The 20,560-nt window shown below is 56.6% G+C and carries 16 protein-coding genes; 1 reads left to right on the forward strand and 15 read right to left on the reverse strand.

Features of this window, described 5'->3' with window-relative positions; genetic code table 11:
* Positions 1-39: 39 nt before the first annotated feature.
* From TBK1r_RS09260 to TBK1r_RS09330, 15 genes are all read right to left on the reverse strand, one after another.
* Positions 40-891 (reverse strand): FkbM family methyltransferase, encoded by an 852-nt coding sequence (locus TBK1r_RS09260; protein ID WP_145209219.1) that lies wholly within the window; start codon positions 889-891, stop codon positions 40-42.
* Positions 892-900: 9 nt separating this feature from the next.
* Positions 901-1,815 (reverse strand): glycosyltransferase family 2 protein, encoded by a 915-nt coding sequence (locus TBK1r_RS09265; RefSeq protein WP_145209222.1) that lies wholly within the window; start codon positions 1,813-1,815, stop codon positions 901-903.
* Positions 1,816-1,842: 27 nt separating this feature from the next.
* A complete protein-coding gene (locus TBK1r_RS09270; protein WP_145209225.1) occupies positions 1,843-2,940 on the reverse strand; it encodes an STELLO glycosyltransferase family protein in 1,098 nt (365 codons plus the stop codon).
* Positions 2,941-2,956: 16 nt separating this feature from the next.
* Positions 2,957-4,279, reverse strand: a complete 1,323-nt coding sequence (locus TBK1r_RS09275; protein WP_145209227.1) for a hypothetical protein — start codon at positions 4,277-4,279, stop codon at positions 2,957-2,959.
* Positions 4,276-5,682 (reverse strand): MBOAT family O-acyltransferase, encoded by a 1,407-nt coding sequence (locus TBK1r_RS09280; RefSeq protein ID WP_145209230.1) that lies wholly within the window; start codon positions 5,680-5,682, stop codon positions 4,276-4,278. The genes TBK1r_RS09275 and TBK1r_RS09280 overlap by 4 nt, the downstream gene beginning before the upstream one ends.
* A gap of 8 nt (positions 5,683-5,690) precedes the next feature.
* Positions 5,691-6,932, reverse strand: coding sequence for a glycosyltransferase (locus TBK1r_RS09285; protein WP_145209233.1), 1,242 nt, complete (start codon positions 6,930-6,932; stop codon positions 5,691-5,693).
* 1,287 nt (positions 6,933-8,219) lie between these two features.
* Entirely contained in the window at positions 8,220-8,972 is a 753-nt protein-coding gene (locus tag TBK1r_RS09290) for an FkbM family methyltransferase (RefSeq protein ID WP_145209237.1), read from the reverse strand.
* The gene (locus TBK1r_RS09295; protein ID WP_145209240.1) at positions 8,969-10,051 is read right to left on the reverse strand and encodes a class I SAM-dependent methyltransferase; all 1,083 of its coding nucleotides are present in this window, start codon (positions 10,049-10,051) and stop codon (positions 8,969-8,971) included. The genes TBK1r_RS09290 and TBK1r_RS09295 overlap by 4 nt, the downstream gene beginning before the upstream one ends.
* On the reverse strand, positions 9,991-11,274 hold the full coding sequence (locus tag TBK1r_RS09300; protein ID WP_145209243.1) for an ABC transporter ATP-binding protein: 1,284 nt from the start codon (positions 11,272-11,274) through the stop codon (positions 9,991-9,993). Before TBK1r_RS09300 ends, TBK1r_RS09295 begins: the two co-directional genes overlap by 61 nt.
* A gap of 30 nt (positions 11,275-11,304) precedes the next feature.
* Positions 11,305-12,135, reverse strand: coding sequence for an ABC transporter permease (locus TBK1r_RS09305; RefSeq protein ID WP_145209246.1), 831 nt, complete (start codon positions 12,133-12,135; stop codon positions 11,305-11,307).
* A 180-nt stretch (positions 12,136-12,315) separates the two neighbouring features.
* Entirely contained in the window at positions 12,316-13,401 is a 1,086-nt protein-coding gene (gene wecB, locus TBK1r_RS09310) for a non-hydrolyzing UDP-N-acetylglucosamine 2-epimerase (RefSeq protein ID WP_145209248.1), read from the reverse strand.
* A 13-nt stretch (positions 13,402-13,414) separates the two neighbouring features.
* Positions 13,415-15,751 carry an O-antigen ligase family protein gene (locus TBK1r_RS09315; RefSeq protein ID WP_419581164.1) on the reverse strand — a complete coding sequence of 779 codons (2,337 nt, stop codon included), beginning with the start codon at positions 15,749-15,751 and terminating at the stop codon, positions 13,415-13,417.
* Positions 15,752-15,783: 32 nt separating this feature from the next.
* A complete protein-coding gene (locus TBK1r_RS09320) occupies positions 15,784-16,785 on the reverse strand; it encodes a GDP-mannose 4,6-dehydratase (RefSeq protein ID WP_145209255.1) in 1,002 nt (333 codons plus the stop codon).
* A 50-nt stretch (positions 16,786-16,835) separates the two neighbouring features.
* The gene (locus TBK1r_RS09325) at positions 16,836-18,185 is read right to left on the reverse strand and encodes a glycosyltransferase family 4 protein (protein WP_419581165.1); all 1,350 of its coding nucleotides are present in this window, start codon (positions 18,183-18,185) and stop codon (positions 16,836-16,838) included.
* A 41-nt stretch (positions 18,186-18,226) separates the two neighbouring features.
* The gene (locus tag TBK1r_RS09330; protein WP_145209261.1) at positions 18,227-19,216 is read right to left on the reverse strand and encodes an NAD-dependent epimerase/dehydratase family protein; all 990 of its coding nucleotides are present in this window, start codon (positions 19,214-19,216) and stop codon (positions 18,227-18,229) included.
* A gap of 613 nt (positions 19,217-19,829) precedes the next feature.
* Here TBK1r_RS09330 and TBK1r_RS09335 point away from each other — a divergent pair.
* Positions 19,830-20,555, forward strand: a complete 726-nt coding sequence (locus TBK1r_RS09335) for a Bax inhibitor-1/YccA family protein (protein WP_145209265.1) — start codon at positions 19,830-19,832, stop codon at positions 20,553-20,555.
* Positions 20,556-20,560 lie beyond the last annotated feature (5 nt).

The raw sequence follows: 20,560 nt of genomic DNA on the forward strand, positions 1-20,560 counted from the left end.
ACGCGTGCCAGTGCGAGGGCGGGTGCACCTGCGACGATGCTAGGACACCGGTGCCGCCATGGTTTCGTTTAATATCGAAAACACCTGATTGCAGCCGATTCGCCGCAGCAATACGTACCCCTTGGACCGCATGTAGTCAGGCACGGTAGGGTCTGCACCACCGGAGTTGTCTTCGATCAGGATGAACCGGGGTTTCCAGTACTGGAGATCAAGACCACGCAAGCATTCCATCTCCGCACCTTCAATATCGATGCTGATGAAATCGATCGTTTCGGGACCACTTTGCTCTAAAACGCTGTCCAGCGTCCGTGCCGGAACCGATGTTTTTTGGATTTCCCCACCCTCGTTGCGGATGCGTCGCACGTGGGCAGGATCGAAACTGCTGAATCCAAGCAGACTAACCCCGCGGGCTCCGCTCGGAATCATGAATTCAATTTCCTTCAGTTCGGGGTCTGCCACCACCGCCGCGTGCACCACCGTCGCATTTGGACGCGATCGTCGGCAGCTTTCCGCAAGTGCCGGATTTGCTTCGATCACAATGCCATTCCATCCGACGGTTTCAAAGAAGAAGGAATTGCTGAACGTTCGCCCATCATGGCCGCCGACTTCGACGTAAAAGCCTTCGGGTTTGAATCCGAACTGCTCCCACAGCCAGGCGTCTTCACCGTGCTGGCTGACACAAGCCACTCTCGTCCGCCCAGGGAGTGATTCTGCCTTTTCGACGCAGAACCGTTTGTTCGCCTGAATCACATCCGATTCAAGCTGCTTGACTCGCAGTGAAAGTTGTTCGTGATGTTCGCGCAACAGGTTGACTCTTCTGAATCCGCGAAACGCCAGTAGACAGCCGCCGGCTCCGACACTCAATGCCAACGCAATCAAAAAATACGTCATCGCGATTCCCTAGGTTTCATTTGAGCGCATCCGGCTCAGCAACTTGTAGCACGGGATGAATCCCGGGATCGCTTGCCTCCAATTGGCAAACAGTCTGGGAACATTGCTCGGACTGTAAATGCTTTGCATCAGCAGGTGGTAGCTGACCGACCAATCGTTCCCATTTCCATATTGCAACGCGTTGCGATGGCAACCCGCCCAAGCCGCTCTGCGGGTTGAAAAAGATGCCGATCGGATGGAGGGTGACGCCGCGATCATGCGATTCCAATCACGGACAATCTTTGCTGCTTGTCGATCCCGTTGATCTTCGTGCATTCGAATCGTTGCGAACAGACCGTCCATTTTTTTGACATCAAATTCGAACCAGATGCGAATCCAGTAATCGATATCGGGGGTATAGGGCAGTTCAGGGTTCCAGTAGCCGATCCGATCGACGACCGACGCTCTGAAAAAGGCGCTGGCTTGCGGAATCCACATGCGTTTGGCGAGCAAATCATCCAGATTGCCGTGGGGAATCTCCGAAGACTGATACACCACATTGTCGAATTGATCGACCTTTTTTATGTCGCCGTAGACCAGCCCGAGTTTCTGATCCGACCTCAAGGCTGCGACGGCGGTTGAAATCGCACCCGGGGCGTAGGCGTCATCGCTACTTTGAATCGCCAGGATCTCGCCCTTGCCGCGTTGCAATCCCTTGTTGACTGCGTCGGCGGGACCTTCATCCGGTTCGGAAACCCAGTGAACCTCATCACAGCGGTCAAACTGTTTCAACACCGAAATGGTCTGGTCGGTCGATCCCCCATCGATCACCCAAATTTCCAGTGGACGATGATCCTGCGAGAGAATCGATTCGATGCACTGACCGATATAAGCCCCCTGGTTGAACGAAGGGATCACGATTGTGACGAGAGGGGATGTTGACATCGATTTTAAACTCCACCAGCGAACGCGCTAATCATTTTTCGTTTGTTGCTCGATGGTGGCTTCCAGATCGTCCAACCAAGCGTCCACCAAACTCAGTTCCTTTTCGGGAAAGACGTCATTCTGAACGAGAGTCGTGTAACAGGTGCGTAGATTGCGACCGACAGATTCGAGTCCGGGCTTCAGCGACGTCTGTTCCAACACCTCGGCGATCTGTTGGTTGCGTTGGTAGCCGGGGACCTCGTCATTGAAGTCTGACATCAAATGATGCGGGTTACGTTCCTGAATGACCTCCGAAGCATGAAATACCACGCCGGTTTCCAGCTCCCACAGGCAGCGTTGGGCGACAAAGCTCTTCCAGATATCGCACATGCGGAAGGGGCAATAACTGGGGACATACAGCAGCGGGTACACCGACGGCCACCACCAAGTGGTCTGGGTATTGAAGGGGCACCATTGGCCCGGAGCAAGCATGACGCTAGACGCGTGGTCAAAGTCAAATTCACGGTCTAAGACCAAACGCCATATTGCATCGACATCCGGGGCACCATTGGCCAATCCTTGCTGAATCGGCGCCCACTGTTTCCCTTGTGTATCGATCGATTTCGAGAGGGCCGGAGGCCGCAGCGCGGTTGCCGTCGACGATTCGCGGATCTGGTCGAGCGGCAATCCTCGCGGCCAAATCAAGTCGTTGGAAAAGTACTTGTAAACATTGACCCAGCTGGGACCCTGCGAGCCAGCGGACTGTCCCGTTGACTGCGCGAATCGCAATTCATCAACCCATTCGTCACGAGCCACCCAATGTTCCATTGGAGCGTTGTCGTCGTCGGTTTCATAGATGCACGAAGCCCCAAGCCGGACAGCCTGCAAATAGCCGATGTTTTTTCGACAATAATGTTTGGTGGGCAAGAGCTCGGCCAATGCGAATCCCGATGCCAGTTGGTCGTCTATGGTCAGAAACGAAAGCTGGTCTGGGGAGAATTCCGCGACGGACGAAAGGTCAAACGAGTCAGGTCCCTTGGTGTCGCCTGCAATGACCAGACCGGCGGGCTGACCGGCAATGAATTTTGCCAATCTGAGAACGCTACCGGTAGGACGTTGAATCGTGGTGATGACGGTTTGAAGCATGCTTACCAGACGCCTTTCAATTGGGATGTCGTGTTGACCAGTCACTGGGTGGAGACAGTAGGATCAAGTCGCAAACAAAAGCGGTCAGTCGGTCTCGACCGGATTGATTCAAATGCACCGCGTCTCGCCACTGGTCAGTGTCGAACGCCGGACGATCGTTTTCCGAGAGGTACTCGAAGCCGATGGAATTGGCCATGCGTGCAAGGCGTTCGCGGGTTTCGGTTCGAAATTCAGGTGGATACGCATCCATCGTTTCAGGATGGGACTCGCCTTCGATCACGATCAAACGCACATCATGACGTATCATCTGCCGAGCAAATTGTTCGAACGCGGAGAAATTAGCGTTCACCAAGGAAGTACGTTGAATGTTGCGCCGAACGTTTTGCAAGCCCTGTTGTTGATCAACCAGTTCTGCCCCCACCGCAACCTCGTCGGCGGTGACTGACACGCCTTCGGCATCCCAAGCCCACCAAAATCGAAATCCGACCTTCTGAATCAAACTCCTCTGCTGCCAAAGCGTTGACATGCCAGCGATAGCGAGATCGGCCAATTCGGCGCGTTGGCTGAATTGCTGCTGGGTTGAAAGCGTCGACGCGACATCTCCAAAGTTGTTTCGATCCATACTCCATCTCAATCTGATGGTCGGCAGCGTGGACTCGCGAAAGAAGTCAAACTCGCTGAGCCAACATACGACATGCGTCGGCGTTTGTCCGACGACTCGGTCAGCGAGGGCCAGATATTGCAGCGGCACCATGCCGGGCATGCAAACTTCGAGCACGTCATCGGCTGCTGTCGTCTGCTGTAGCTTGGCGGTATCGATGCCCAAGTTGATCTGACTTGATCCGAGGATGACGATTCTTGGTTGACCTTCGATCGTTGCGGTACGCCCTTCCCGCAACGATTGTTGTTTGAATGCGATATTGCGGACGAAGTCCAATTGGGGTGCACGTGCCTTGACGGATTCTTCGAGCGCGAACCGAACTCGTGGATGATCCACGATGGCATCGAGCAGCCACACCATGCAAAGCACGGCGAGCACCATTCTCAAACCATTGACGCGCCGATAACGCTCGGTTGAAAGTTTTGTCGATATCCACCATGCCACGATCGCACAGGCGGCCAACGCGCCACCGGCGTAGGCTATTGGACGAGACCAAAGCGTGGACCAGTCCGCCGGCGATTGCAAAAACAAGAGGACGTGCGAGTATCGACCCGCGATGACGAATCCGATCCCGGTTATCAACGGCAACGTAACCAACGCGACTCCAACGAGCCGACGTTCAAATGCACCGACCACTTGACGGGCGATCGGATCCGGCAATTCTTCCGGAGTACTCAAAATTGAAAATAGATAAATGCTTGCTTGCCAAACGAGCCGAATGTGAGGATCGCGACCACACACCCGGCATAAATCGCCAGTCGTGGTAACGGCGAAAGGCTCGGCACAAAGTTCAGGCACTTGGTGTATTCCTTGGCCGCTTGAATGATCAGCAACGGACCGGCCAACAGCATCAATTTCCAGGCACCCTGGAGATCGCCGAGCGATAGTGACTGAAACTGCACCAGACCGGCAACCATGGATCGCAATTGTGCAAACGATTCAGCACGGAAGATCAACCACCCCACGCAGGTTAGGTGAAACATCACGCTCAGGCGAAGCCAATACGTTCGACGCAAAGTCGCATCCGACAGCGACATCGTGCGTGCGAAACGCTCGTACACAATCAACAACAGCCCGTGATACAAGCCCCAGATGACAAACGTCCATGCCGCGCCGTGCCAAAGCCCGCCGAGCAGCATGGTCACGAGTAAGTTGCGATAGGTCTTGACGGTGCCACCACGATTGCCGCCTAGTGGGATGTAGAGGTAATCCCGCAGAAACGATGACAAACTGACATGCCAGCGTTTCCAAAACTCGCTGGGGCTGGTCGCGAAGTAGGGCAACCGGAAATTCAGCGAAAGCTTGTAACCCATCATTCGTCCGACGCCGCGGGCGATGTCGGTGTATCCGGAGAAGTCTCCGTAGATTTGAAACGCAAATGCATAGACGCCGATGAGTACCTGGGCACAATGTGGTGATTCCGAATCGAACGCCGTCGCCACCAGGGGCGCTAAATTGTCGGCGATCACCGCTTTCTTGAATAAACCTTTGGTGATCATCCAGACGCCGGATTGGACGCCTTCCCAACTCGTCCTCGGCCCCGCTGCGATTTGTGGCGAAAGCTGCGTGCCACGCTCGATGGGCCCCGCAACCAATTGCGGGAAGAACGCGACATAGAGTGCAAAGTCCGACAATCGTCGCAGCGGTTGCATCTCTCCGCGATACACGTCCCAGGTGTAGCTCATCGTCTGGAACGTATAAAAGCTGATCCCGACCGGCAGGATGATCTGCCAGGTTCGCGGCGACAACTCGACCCCTCCGCTGGCGGCGAGGGAGATCCAGGAATCGACGAAGAACCCGGCGTACTTGAAGAAGCCGAGGATCGACAAGTTGGCAACGATGCTGACCGTCAGAAATTGACGTTTCACAGTCTGGTCGTCGCTTTTGGCGATCGCAAGGCTGCAAACATAGTCGATGATCGTCGACGCTGCCATCAAGCCTGTGAATCGCCAGTCCCAGCATGCGTAAAAGAAATAGCTTGCCGCCAACAGAAACAGATTGCGCGGACGATGCGGCAGTACCAGTTGGAACGCGAAGACCGTACTGAAAAACAGCAGGAAATCGAAGCTGTTGAAAAGCATCGATCCAATCAGGCCGAAGCCATGTGTCTCTCAATTGTTCGTTCGTAGAGCGTCACGCAACTATTGGTGTGTTGTTCTAGCGAGAATAGCTCGGCTGATCGATCACGACCAGCTTGTGCTTTTTGTCGATGGATCTTACCGTTGGTCAGTAACTCGTCGACTGCCTGAGCCATTGCAGTCCGATCACGCCCGGCTACGAGCGTTCCTCCAATTTGATCACCGATCACATCTGTCAATCCGCCGACGTTAAACGCGATCACCGGAGTTCCGCACGCCATCGCCTCGGCGGCAACCAAACCAAACGTTTCGCCGCGTGATGGCATCAGCAACACGTCTGCCATACGATAGTAGTCCGCAAGTTCCGCTTTCGATTCAGTAAACGGCAAGACGACGCAAGGATGCTGGATCGATCGTGAGGCCTCTTGCGCCGCGCCGCCGACCAAGATGATTTTGATGTTCGGCGTCTTCACTTGATTCAAGACTGCAATTCCGTCTTCGATTCCTTTAAATGGATTATTCAAATGTTGCGCGACCAAGATGATCGTTCGGTCCCCCGACCCGATCTCGTAGCGGCTCTTCAGATCATCCGCTGAATCGGGAAAAAACGTATTCGTATCAACCGGATTGGGTACGACGTGGACCGGCAAGTGTCGCAATATCGGACTTTGGCGAACTTGGTCCCTCAGCCACGTCGATGGGACAATCAAGGGCATCGTCAATTGGCGAAAGAGGCGTTGTTTACGCCAAAAGTTCAAACGTGTTGCGTCTCGCGAGACGGAGGGATAAAGCGTCAGGTCGGGGCACTTCCCACACCCCGTTTTCCACCGGGGGCAGCTCAGTGGGTGGCCACAATGTCCGGTCATCAACCAGAGGTCATGCAGTGAAATAACCGATGGGTACGTTTGGGTCAATCGTTTCAGGACGGACAGTTCTGCGAAACTATCTACTCCGTGTAATGAATGGAGATGAATGGCATCGGGCTCAAATGCGAACGAGCTTTCCACGTCTCGAAAGCCTGGTGAGTAGAGATTTTGCAGGCCGGTGGTCTGTTGCAACCAACGCGCCGTTCGCAATACTCCTTTGGGGCCGCGCCGAAACGGGATCTGCGTCGTCAAAGGGTCGTCCGCCAGTTTCCGCCCGACCAACAGCTGAACCTGGTGTCCTTTCCGCAAGAGTTCGTGATGGTGTTCACGAACGACCGCTTCCGCACCGCCGCCGACATCACTGCCGGTGATTTGGATGATGTTCAACAGAGTTGACTTGATGTCGGCGTGGCGGTTGTTGCGATGCCCAGAGCCTCCCGAACATTCGAGGCACCTGCGTCGCCGCGAAATGAGGCGTTTGCACAGGAACTCGCACGTCCGCAACCCCGTTGATAGAAGTCGTGATCGCGTACCATTCGCCGAATCAGATCGGCCAAATCGACGGGATCGGATGTTTCACAACAAAAACCAAATGGTGACTCATTTTCTAACTTGTACCTTGGGTCGCCCTGGTCTTTGGACTGGGACTGATATGTGGATAATGAAGCGTGTGGTGGTGCGAGGACTAACAGAGGTCGGCCGGCTGAAAGATACGAACTCACCTTTGTGGGAAACGAATATTCTGCAACCAGACGTCCAGAGGGCGCAAATGGCTGCGGCAAGAAGCATACATCACATTCGGCCAGTTCCGTGACAACATCGGCCTGAGTCGGCAAAAAGCCGCGATACTGTACGTTTCGAGTGTCGGATGCACTCAGCGTAAACCGTTTCCCGTAAAGCCTCAGTACAATCGGACGGTCATCGATCTTCCATTTCAGGTGATCGAGGGATCGCTGCAGAACCTCTAATTCGTCCGGAGCCGTCACGCTGCCGGCGAAGCCGAGAACGAAGGCTTGTTTTTCGGCGTCACGCTCAACCGTCGAATCCGTTTGCCGAGGGCGGGCGGGACTGCGGAACAACCGTATCGGGAGATCTGAATTCGACTTAGCCATCCAATTTCGAAGAGTCTTTGAGACCGTTAGTGCGGATGCCGCTTGTGAGAGCACCGACGAAAACGCAGCGAGAAGACGCCGTTTCCGAAATCCTTCATGACCGAACGCGGTGCAAACATGATTGGGGTGGTCCCAAACGAGAATGTGTACGGGACAGTTCAACACCTTGCAGAGCCGTCGCCCGATGAACATCAACAACGGCGATTCCAAGACCACTAGCACCGCGTCGAAACCGGTCGACAAAATGCTATCGGCTATCGTGTTGCCTAATCGTCTCGCATGCCGAACGGTCATCAATTCAAACGCAGCGGTAGCAACCAAGCCATTCAATCGTCCCGGTCCGACACCGTAGGGATACTCATAGCGTCGCTCGAGCAGGGTGTACCCCTCAACAGATTGTCTGTCTCCCTCTCGCCACCCGCAGTCCTCTTTTAATAACGCATACACATGAAGTTGCTGGTCGGAAATGGTTTCGACCAAGTCACGGAGGTAAACCTGTCCCACACCGTTCTCTCCCGGTGGGGACGCCGTAATGATTGCGATCCGTTTCGATTCGGTGCGATCAGTCACTGGAAGCCGTCACGTTGTTTTCGAAGAGGGCATCGAATTGAAGAATTCGGCCATCGTTGGGGCTGTGCATTTGATCGATCACGCCTCGAAAAACAAAGCCCAATGTTTGCAGTTGATCCTGTACGGTCTCAAAGGTGGATTGAAATTCGTAGAGCGGATAGGATGTCAATTCGATGACAATGGCGGACGCCCGGCGGAATGTTTCGGCACCGCCTCGAATGACGGGTTCTTCGAATCCTTGGACATCTACTTTGATGACCAAGGGTTCCATCAAATCCAACGACACCGCGATTTCATCGAGTCGCTCCACGGCGACTTCCTCCGTCCATGATTCGGCCGTTTTGGGAAACTCCTGTTGGTGAAGCGTGTTCATCGGCAGCAATGAAGAGCTGGGCGAGAATTGACTTCGGTGGATCGCGGTCCTGCCGTTGGAGTCGCCGAGGGCACAGTGAAACGCTTTTCCGGGGCCATTGTTGCGTAAGAAATCGGCGACCTTTTCGTAACAGTCGGCGAGAGGTTCGAAGCTGTAGATCGCCACCTGAGGGAATAATTCTCGCAACAGAATTGCACTTTGCCCCTCGTTGGCACCGATGTCCAGGATTGCATTGGGCCGATAACGATGGAGCAACGCCCATTGTCGGACAACCGCCTCGCGTTTCTGACGCCTTTGCGCCTCGGCAACATTGCGTTTCAGACGCACTTCCATGCCGACGGTGTCGAACATTTTCTTGATTAGACTTTTCATGGCGCGGACGATGCCGGACGTTGAAACATGGCGAGTTGATGGTCGGATAGGGTGTTGGCAAAAACGACACCTCGTTTGTGCGCCAGATGACGGAACCCCGGAATCGTCTGGATGACGCGGGCCAGATACGTTCTGCCGTTGTCCATCGCCCAGGAGTGCAGGACTTCCAAACTGTGCTTTACACGTTGTGCATCGCCAGCAATTTGGTGGGGATGGTTGACGAGCGACTCGACGAGCAGCCCATGTTGTTCACCCCACGCGCGAAAGAATTCGGTCGTGGCAAAACAAAGGTGCTGAATGGAGTGAAGGTACCAATGCTGGCCCCGCAAGAGTCGCCATGACCAATGGTCCGCATTGCACGTCGAGATCACCAGTCGTCCCGACGGCTTGACCAGCCCGGCCAGCGTCTTGAGCGTCGAGGAGGGATCGGGCAGGTGCTCAAACACGTCAAACAGGGTGACAATGTCAAACCGATCGCCATGGGTGATCAATGAGAGGTCTTCGACATACTCAGCAATCAATTCAATCTGTGATGATCGAAGCATTTCCCGCCCTTTCGGCGACGGTTCAATTGCGAATTTTTTCCATGCATCTGGCAATTGATTCAGGAAAGCTCCGTCAAACGCCCCGACGTCCAAGACGGATACCGGATCATGGATCGAATACCGCGGCAACAGCTGCTTTTTGGCAGTCACCCAGGAACCGACTGACGCGGCATCGTACTGCCAAATAGTAGCCGGCAAATTTTGGTAGAGACGTTCCAGGTCCTCTCGAGCAAGTTGAGGGTCGCGAAACTGCAGTGAACACCGACCGCACCTGACGAGTCTGCTGTCACGTAGAGTCTCAGCAATCACGCGAATGATCGACGGAGTGGCTGCGTCGGCCAATTCAGCAAGCTCACAAGCTGGCCCTAAATCCTCCCCGCCATCGGAGTGGCAATAGGGGCAAGTCGTTCTGCACCGTCCCCGATGGATCTCTTCCGCGGTCACAGTTTCGGTCGCTCCAGGACAGAACGCATTCACGAATGGACGGTCTCTTTGAGACCGTTGAGTCGATAGTATCCCCAGGCCGCGCTCCACTGACCTGTTCGAAGATCATCAACGATCGATGTCGCCGAGACCTCGAAGGGAATCACATCATCGAGAGAATCATGCAATTCCCGTCCGGCAGAGCGCAAGCTGGTGAGAGAAATTCCGCAATGGTAGCGACCTGGAGCGAGTGGGAACGTCGCGACGAGTTCGTACGTCCGTGACTGGCCGCACTGGGGAGGGGAAAGCGGATCCGAAAACGTGCTTCCGATTGGTGTTTTATCTTGTGAATAGACGGTCATGCCGACCAGAAACTCACCACAGTCGCTATTCGCACGAACGGTGACCGAGACCTGAAATCTGCCGTCCGCGGGAAGCGTGCCATGGCCATCGAGCCCACGAAGGCCGAGGTCCGTCATTTGCAGATTCTGATCCAATCCGGTCAGCGTCCGTTTCGCGTCGGCGATCGACTGTTGCCCCGTGTCGGCGATCATGTTTTCGGCGACATAGCGAGTGACTCCTTCAGCGGTGGGCCCATCAAAAATCATCTTGCCCCCAGACAAGACAATGGTCCGCGTGGTCAATGTCTTGATGGATGCCAGATTGTGACTCACAAACAGCACCGTCTTTCCGGATTCGGCCACACTCTTCATCTTTCCGATACAGCGATTTTGAAATTCGATATCGCCGACCGCGAGAACTTCATCCACGATCAAGATTTCGGGGTCCAGATGCGCGGCTACCGCAAATCCCAACCGAACCGTCATTCCACTACTGTATCGTTTGACCGGTGTGTCCAGGAATTTACCAACCCCTGCGAAATCGACGATCGCATCCAATTGGCGACTGATTTCTTGCCGGGTCATGCCTAAGATCGTCCCGTTGAGGAACACGTTTTCACGGCCGGTCAGTTCGGGATGGAAACCCGTTCCCACTTCCAACAGACTTGCGACGCGGCCGACCATTTCGATTCGGCCCGCCGTGGGGAACGTGATTCGGCTCAGAAGCTTGAGCAGCGTGCTCTTGCCAGCTCCATTTTTGCCAATGATGCCGACGACTTCTCCTTGGTTGACCGTGAATTGGATGTTGCGAAGCGCCCAAAAGTGTTCGCCGTCGACCCGATCCGGGTCGTGAGACAGGGGAGCGATTTTGGTCTCGCCCCTGCCGATCAATCGCCTTGCCAACCGATTCGCCAAGTCACGGATGCTTCCGGCATGGGTCAGCCCCAGGCGATATCGCTTGGAAAGGTTCTCGATTTGGATGGAATAGGTCACGGGGCGGGACTCGAGGGCTGCAACAATGAACTAGATGATGTCCGCGAACGATGTTTCGACTTTCCGAAAATAGGCGACGCCGGTGATGAGAATCACACTCATCACCGCTAGTGAAACGCCGACCATCGTCCAATTCGGATGCTGCGTCCCAAGCAACGCCCAACGAAACCCTTCGATCACACCGACCATCGGATTGATCGCATAGATCGTGCGGAACTGTTCCGGCACCATCGTGATCGGATAGACAATGGGGCAGAGGTACATCCAAATTTGAATCAGAAATGGCACCGCCATTCCAACGTCTCGATACTTGACATTGAGCGCTGTCAACCAGATCCCAAACGCCAATGCTGTCACCACGGTCACCAGAACAAAGACGGGCACAAGCAGGATTTGCCACCCCGGAGCGTAGCTGTAGTAGATCAGCAGCCCGAAAAGCACCAGAAACTGCAACGCAAGTTCAACAAGCCCGACGCCGATCTTAGCCAACGGCAGAACCAACCGTGGGAAATACACCTTGGTCAGTAACGGGCCTCCGCCGACGATGCTGGATGTCACGTCAGTTAAGGAATTGGCAAAGTACAACCAGGGCATGAGTCCTGCGAACGCGAAGATCGGATAGGGGACCTCCGTCTCGACTTTAACGAAGACACTAAACACCAGTGTAAAAATGGCGGCCGTCAGCAACGGGCGTAAGATTGCCCAACCGTACCCGATCACACTTTGCCGAAAACGCGTCGAAATATCACGCCTGGCCAGTAGATACAGCAGGTCCCGATATCGCCAGATTTCGCCCAAGTTCAACTTGAGCCATCCACGAGGCGGTTCGATAATCGTTGACTGTTTTGCAGTCGGTGACATTTGATTGATTGTTTCCAAAGTGAGCGGGGAATTTGCCGTATCACCCTGGCAGTTGGGTTTCAGCAGTGGATTCGCGTTGACACGATCCATTGAGGGTTTGTCGATGTTGCCGATTCAACGCGAGCCAGCCCGACGGGCGAGCGAAAATCGTCGCGAGGCTCCATGCGAATGCTTGCTGCCTTATATCGACAAACCGTTGATCAGTTTCGCGGCGATCCGCTCGGCGGCTTTGCCGTCCCAGAGGGCGGGGCATCTGCGTTCGGGGGGAGTCGATTGGACTTCCTTCCATGCCGCCAAGAGCGTGTCTTTTCCCGGTTGCACCAGCCGGTTGGTGCCTTCGTCAATCGTGATCGGCCGTTCGGTGTTCGGACGAACCGTCAGGCACGTGACGCCCAGGTAGGTCGTTTCTTCTTGGACGCCGCCGGAGTCGGTCAGGACGACGTTGGCCGATTTCATCAAGGCCATGAAATCAAAGTACCCCAGCGGGTCAACCATGTTGATCTTGTCGGCAACGGTGATGTTTTCGGTTTCCAATCGCGCCAGTGTTCTGGGGTGCACCGGAAACACGATCGGCAATGACTCTGAAATCTCATTGAGTGCCGCGATCAACTCGGCCAACATCTCCGGATCGTCGACGTTGCTGGGCCGGTGTAGGGTTGCCAACACGAATTCGCCGGCGGTCAGTCCCAGGGTCGACAGGATTTCGCTTTGTTCGATCTTGGGCAACGCACGGATCAACGAGTCGATCATCACGTTGCCGACGCAGTGAATGCGGTCCGGCGAGACGCCTTCGGCAATCAGGTTGGCATCGCCATCGGGCGACGGGGTCAACAACAAATCCGAAATCGCGTCGGTGACCTTGCGATTGATTTCTTCCGGCATCGTATTGTCACGTGAACGCAAGCCCGCTTCGACGTGGGCGATCGGAACGCCGATCTTCGATGCCACCAACGAACAGGCCACGGTCGAGTTGACGTCGCCGACGACCACCAACCAGTCCGGCCGATGCTTCAAGATCACCGGTTCGAATTCCAGCATGATCCGTGCGGTTTGAACCGCGTGCGATCCTCCGGATACCCCCAAGTGCTCGTGGGGTTTGGGGAGTTCCAGTTCACGAAAGAAAATGTCCGACATTTTTTCGTCGAAGTGCTGGCCGGTGTGCACCAGGGTCTGCTGTACCCGGTCTCCGTAGCTGTCCAGTGCCCGCATGATCGGCGCGATCTTCATAAAGTTCGGCCGTGCTCCGACGACGGATAATATTTTCATGACCTATCTGGTTTCAATGTGGAATGGAGTCGCGGGGGGAAGTGACCAATTCCTCGACGGGAAAATCGGGGAACCGGCGTGAACGCCCCAACACGCGGGGGATCATGTGGTCGTCGAGCGTCGCGGCACGTCGCCAGGCTTGTACCGCAGTTTCATAATCACCGTGATTGGCTGCCAACGCCCCGAATCGAAGTTGCAACTCGGGGGTGTTTGGAAACAGTGCAGCGGATTGACGGATCGCCGCCTTGGTGCGTTCGGGCGATCGGTGGATGAATTCCAAATAGACTTGATCGATACGCGGTGGCATCGCCAGTGGTCGTTGACGCAGTGACGCTTCGGCCGATTGCAAGGCCAGGGCATAGGGTGAATCCGGCGAACGCAATGGTGGACTCACCGGCATCGGCGACACCGGTACTCCAGCGTCGGTCACATGCTTGGAAAGCACGGGATCGGCCGCCCGCCACCCCAGTCGCCGGCGTCCGCGCGACGTCGCCGCGTAGAGCGCCGCCTGTTGAGTTTGCGGAATTCGCCCGGCGTTCATCAGGGTTAGTTCCAACAGACGACCGCGTTGGAAATCGATCCTGGTCAAAACATCCAGCAGATCCGGGTGTGGGTGTTGCCCGGCAAGTGTTCGCGTCTCGGCAGCGAACCGATCCAGCCACGGTTGGTCCGTTCGATGGTACTGAAATTCTGCATCGGCGGTGCGGACGGCGAAATCGACCAAGTTGTCGAACCGAAGTCGATTGATGGCGAACACGGCGATGACCAACAGGCCCGCCGCGCAGGCGATCTGAAAGACGCGTTCTTGCAGGAATCTCGGTGACCGCCACCAAGCGTCCTGCGGCAGCAGTTTTAGTTTCGGCTGGCCGCTGGTGCCCGGCGTCGCGTTCTCGCGTCCGCTCGCAGCCAATACCACCGTCGAGGCACGCGCCACGACGACGGACAAAAGCATGACAACCGCCAACAGGTTCGCCGGCAAAATCAGTCCGAAATCGAACGTCTGACTGACGGCGATCACGACGCAAAGGTAGCAGCCGGAAATCCCAATCCCTTGGTCGAGTGGATCGGTCGAAGCGTACAAACGTCTCAGGCACAGAACCATCAACACTGCAGCCAACGCTGTCAGCAGGAGACCGGCCAGGCCGAGTTCGACAAACATTTCCAACCACAAGTTGTCGGCGTGCAGACAATGACGCCAGGGGCTGGTTTGCTGCCACGGTAGATACGCGTAACCATAAGACGCCAATCCGCTGCCGCCCGGAAAATGTTCGATCGCCGTGCGAAATCCGTCCGGCCAGTGCGACAACCGGGTGTCGGTCGACAAACGATCGCTGCCCCGAGTGACGGTCGAACCGATTTGCTGAAACGTGTCTTCGCGGAGTGTCTCGGTTCCAATCGTACCGGTCCGCAACAATACGACCACCGTCAACACGACCACCGCGATTGCGGCCACCACGCCTGCCAGTCGCACACGGTTTCCGCGTGTCAGCACCACCGTGGCCGTTCCGGCGACCAACATGGACAGCAGCCCGCCGCGAGAGCCACAGCCGATCAATCCGACCAAAGTGACGCACAGAGAAACGAGGGCCGTCAGCAGCACCCCATCGCGTAGCCACAACGAACCGAACGTTTTCCGTCCAGTTCGCTCTGCAGACTCGCCCGCGTCGCCTTGGTGCGACAGGGCCGAGCCGCGATAGACGATCAAGCCCAGCGCCGATGCGATTCCCAGATTGATCGCCAACGCCGCGTTGTTTCGGTTCAGAAACGTTCCAAACGGCGCCCCTTCGCCGCCGCTGCGAAAGCTCCAGAGGTGAAACTGTGGAAACAGTTTGCGGCCGAGCCCGATCAGTGCCACCGAACAGGCGCCCAGCGCGATCGCCGAGAGCAACCAAGTCGTTCGCCCTCGATGGTGAAACACCAAGACGGCAACAAACGAGACCAGAACGGCGATCGAAAGATTGGCGATCGCGTGTCTGGAATCGAACGGGGCGATCGAAATCGTGAGGGATTGGGAGAGATCGACCGGCAGAATCCTGCCTGCCCAATTCACAGACGCGGAATAACTGGCGGGGCTCAGCCATGCGACCAGACGCGACGTCAGGGGCACGGTTTGCAACGTGGCCGCGGCCAACAAAACCAACAACAACCCGGTCAACGCAAACGCCTGGGGCTGCAAGCGAATTTCGCCCGGGCAGCCGACCGAAAGCGATCGCGCCAGCAGGGCGATCAAGCAGGCGAAGGTCAGTGCGACTGCGGAGGTGTACTTGGTCCATGGCAAGATGCCACCGAAATCGCTGGCCAACATCGCGGGGGCAATCCCGAATGTGAACGCAGCGATCCAGAGCAGCAATTCGGAAAGGCGTTGGCGCGAATACAATCGGCTCAGGTTTCGGCACGTTGACGCGACGCCGCCAGCGCGTCCAAATCGGACTGGACCATGATTTCGGCGAGTCGGGGAAGCTGCGTTTCAGCCGTCCACTGCAGCGACTCGGATGCCCGGCTGGGATCGCCGACCAGATGCGTCCCTTCGCTTGGTCGCATGTAGCGGGGGTCTTGGGTCACAAACTCTTCCCAGTTCAATCCGACCGCATCAAACGACGCCGCCAGAAAATCTTTGACACTGTGCGCGGTCCCCGTCGCGACGACAAAGTCATCGGCGGCGGGTTGCTGCAACATCCGCCACATCGCTTCGACGTACTCGGGGGCGTACCCCCAGTCACGACGTCCATCCAGCGATCCGAGCAAAAGTGTTTTTTGCAGCCCCATCGAAATCGCGGCGGCCGCACGTGTGATTTTTCGAGTCACAAACGACTCGCCGCGGCGGGGCGATTCGTGGTTGTAGCAGATCGCGTTGCAGGCAAACAAACCGAAGGATTCTCGATACAACGTAACCATTTGCGTCGCGAACGCCTTGGCAATCCCATAGGGCGTGACCGGACGCATCGGCGTGGTTTCGTTCTGCGGGGACTGGTCGGGACGCCCGAAAATCTCGCTGCTGCTGATGTGCAGGAACTTGGGTTGTTTGTCTAAGTCCCGGAGGATTTCGAGCAACCGAAGGGTGCCCATGGCGGTGAATTCGCAGGTCGTCTCGGGGATCTCAAAGCTCGCCCCGACGTGACTTTGTCCGGCCAGATGATACAGTTCGTCGGGGGTCGATTTGAGCAGGATGCGACGGATCGTCGTCACATCGCTGAGATCTGCGTAGTGCAAGAAGAGGCGTTTGTTGTAAACGTCTTCTTGGTGAAACAGTTGGTCCAACCGACCGCGTGCGGTGATGCTGCTACGCCGCACGATTCCATGGACGGTGTAGCCCTTGCTGATCAGCAACTCGGTCAAATAGGACCCGTCCTGACCGGTGATTCCGGTGATGAGTGCCGTTGGCATGTGTGGTTTGCTGAGCTTCAAAGGGTCAGCAATCTAGAGGATCAGGAAACTTAGAGTGTCAACGCGAAGCCCGAGTCCGACGCACTGAGATGCCGAGAGAGGGGGGCTTCGTGCAGGTTATGGTCGGTCAGGTCGATGGCGTGATCGGAGAGGATGCTGGCGAGGATTTGCGAAAATTTCTTGACGATCACGGGGCGATCAAAGTGGCGGATCGCCGCGTCCCTTGACCGACGTTGGCGATTGACAAAGTCGCAGGTGGAGGTGCGACGGGATTCCGCTTCGGCTTTAGCCACGGCGTCCGCAATGGCACTCGGCGATCCCGGTGGAACGCACCAGCCGATGTCGCGTTCACGAACGGTTTGGCACAGATCCGTTTGCGGGTCCGCGACCGCAATCACGCTGCGGCCCGCAGCCATGATACCGTACAGCTTGCTCGGGCACAGACAACCGGTGACGTTTTCGTGCATCGAGACGACGTGGACGTTGGCGGCAGACAAACTTTCGGTCAGTTGGTCGCGCGGCTGATAATGGACAAATTCAACACGCCCCGGCGGAAGATTCAGCCGCGCGGTGTGCTCAAGCAACTTGTCACGCGACGCCCCGTTGCCGACGAGCAACAATTTTGCCCGAGCCGGCCAATGCGGTTGGGCCGCCGCACTGATCAAGACTTCCAAACGCTGGGTCAGCCCCATGTTGCCGGAATGCATGACCACGAACGCATCGGCCAATTCAAAGCGTTTTCGAAATTGATTCTCGCGAGGATCGATCGGGACAATGGTTTGACAGTCCGACCAGTTGGGAACGATTTCGATCTTGTCGCGTTGGATTCCCCACCGAGGCCCGGTCAGACGCCTCCGCATGCAGCGTCCCAGCACGATAATCCTTGAAGCATTCTGGTACGCGGCGCGCAACTTTCGTCTCAACAGCGGTGCGACCAGTGGGATTCGTACTTTGCCAACCGCTTCCGCCACATCGGGATAAATGTCTTGCAGATAAACACAGTGCTCGGCACCGACCCGACGGGCAAACTCCGCCCCCGCGATCGGCAATAGAAACGGATCGGTCTCACTGATGACCACGTCGGCCCCCCAGTCGACTTTGCGGAGGAAGCGACGGGCGGAATAAAAAAACGAGAGCAGATTGAGGATGCGTCCGAAGGGGTTCTTCTTGGCGAATTGATGATGCGCCAGCCGGTGGATCGTGACGCCGTCGCGGACTTCTGCACCGACCTGCAAATACGAGCTGCTCGGTTCAGGGCTGTTCGGCTGGCCGCAAACCACATGCACGTCGAAATGCGGGGCCAGACCGCGGCACAAGTCCGAAAGCAACTGACCGGTCGCTTCGATGTCCGGCCAGTAGGACCGATTCAAAAAGACGATGCGGCGACGTGGAGTGGGCACGGTAGGCTTCGGCTCAACGAGATCGGTCTGGTCGGGAGGAATCATGGCAGAACAATTTTTTCCGACCACGGCTTATTAGTTTGATACCAACGCACGGATTCGTCCAATCCTTGTTCCAACGAAACCTGAGGTTTCCACCCCAGCAGCTCGCCCGCTTTGGTGATGTCCGCACTGGTGGTCATCATGTCTGCCTGGTGGAAGGGCAAATACTCGATGATCGCTTTCTTGCCGAGCCGATCTTCGAGCATGCCGATCAAGGTATTAAGCGAAACCGGAGTCCCACCCCCGCCCAAATTAATGATTTCGTATCCCACGGGTTTCGCCGCCAGGATGGTTCCCCGGGCGATATCGTCGACATAGGTGAAATCGCGAGACTGCTCGCCGTCACCAAATAATTGAATCGGAACGCCGTCGTCGATCCAGCGAATGAACCGGAAAATCGACATGTCCGGACGCCCCGCCGGCCCATAGACGGTAAAGTAGCGACAGATCGAGACATCGATTTGATACAGGTAGTGGTGGCTGTACGCCATCACCTCGGCGCCTTTCTTGCTCGCCGCATAGGGGGAGATCGGCGTGTTGACCGGCAGCGATTCGCGGAATGGCATCGGCTGGCCGGCGTACAGGGACGACGTCGACGCGAGGACGTATTTGCCGACGCCGGTCCGCCGCATCTGATGCAGCAGATTTAGACTGCCCAACGAGTTGGTCGTCTCGTAGATGTGCGGATTCTCCATGCTGTACCGGACGCCGGCCCGGGCAGCGAGATTAAAGACGGCGTCGAAGGAATCGTCGTCGAACAGTCCCGCCAACGCATCCTGGTCCTCGATATCGATCCGATGAAAACGGAATCGATCCGACTCGAGGGCCTTCAGCCGGTGTTCCTTCAGCGTGGTGTCATAGTAGTCGTTGACGTTGTCCACTCCGACGACCGTGTGCCCGGCGTCAAGCAACAGCGAGGCTACCCTGTTGGCGATGAAGCCCGCGCAACCGGTGACAAGATAGGTTCCAGGTGTATCAGCAGTGGTCATCGTGAAGTCTCGAACGTGAAGGTCGTTCCAGGAGTGGACATGGGACGCGAGAGCCGCGGGCGGCGCGGACTTCGTCCACGTGGGTGACACCTCTCGTTTAGACGTGCCACCACCGGGTAGGGTGGATCTCGCAATGGGTCAGCGGAACGGGCCCATCGCGTTGGGACTGACCCGACGGACCGACCCGACGGACTGGGGAGTCTGTCTCACTGGCTGGCCAATCACGCTGACGGCCGGATGCACGTCGAACGTGCGCCGGCCGATGCGTGCGGAACTAGTCATCGCCTATTTGAGCCTCCGATCACCAATGTCGTCCACTGAACCGGCGCGCATACTTGTGGAACCGTGACGGTTGCAGGGGCGTTGCGTGTTGGGCGATTGATTCGGTTTGCGAGCTCATTTTTGCGCTTCCGACGGCAAACGGCGCATCAAACGGACGCGGGCAAAGCTATATTGACGCAGTGACACAAGCCCGGGCAGGGAGAGCTTCGCGGGCGACGGGGCATCGGGTGCGTCAGTTTTTGGGGGGCAGCGCACCCGGCTTGCATCTGCTATGGTGCCTAGGAAGGATGCCCCAGGGTGGATGCGATTTTTCAATCAGCGAGATGTTTCAATGAGTAATGTGAATCCATATTCCGTGACCGACGTAGGAGTACCAGCCGCGTTTGCCGACGAGTCAGCTCGCGCGGGGTTCATTCGACGAACTTACACACACCTGTTCGGCGCCATTTTGGCGTTGATCGGGATCGAGGCGGTGATTTTCACCGTCGTCCCACAGGCCAAAATGATGCAACTGGTTCAGAGCGTATCGCCCTGGACGTGGCTGATCGCGTTGGTCCTGTTCATGGGGATCGGCTGGCTGGCCCGGTCTTGGGCCAGCAACGGGGCGTCGCCTGCGATGCAGTATGCCGGTCTGAGCTTGTATGTGGTGGCCGAGGCGGCGTTGCTGTTCCCGCTGCTGTACGTGGCCATCACGTTCGTCGACCCCAAGACTCCGCTGATGGCGGCCGCGGTCACACTGGTGGTGTTCGGGGGTCTGACTGCGTTTGTGTTCATCACGGGTGCCGATTTCAGCGGCTGGGGTAAATTCCTGGCGTTGGGCGGGTTCGCCGCGATGGGTGCGATCTTCGCGGGGATCTTGATGGGCTTTTCGCTCGGGCTGTGGTTCAGCGTCGCCATGGTCGCCCTTGCCTCGGGGTATATCCTGTACGACACCTCGAACGTGCTGCACCATTACCGCACCGACCAGCACGTGGCGGCATCCCTGGCGCTGTTTGCATCAGTCGTGCTGTTGTTTTGGTACGTGTTGCGGATCTTGATGGCGTTTGCCGAAGAGTGAAATTG

This window comes from Stieleria magnilauensis (assembly GCA_007753675.1).
GTDB classification, from domain to species: domain Bacteria; phylum Planctomycetota; class Planctomycetia; order Pirellulales; family Pirellulaceae; genus Stieleria; species Stieleria magnilauensis.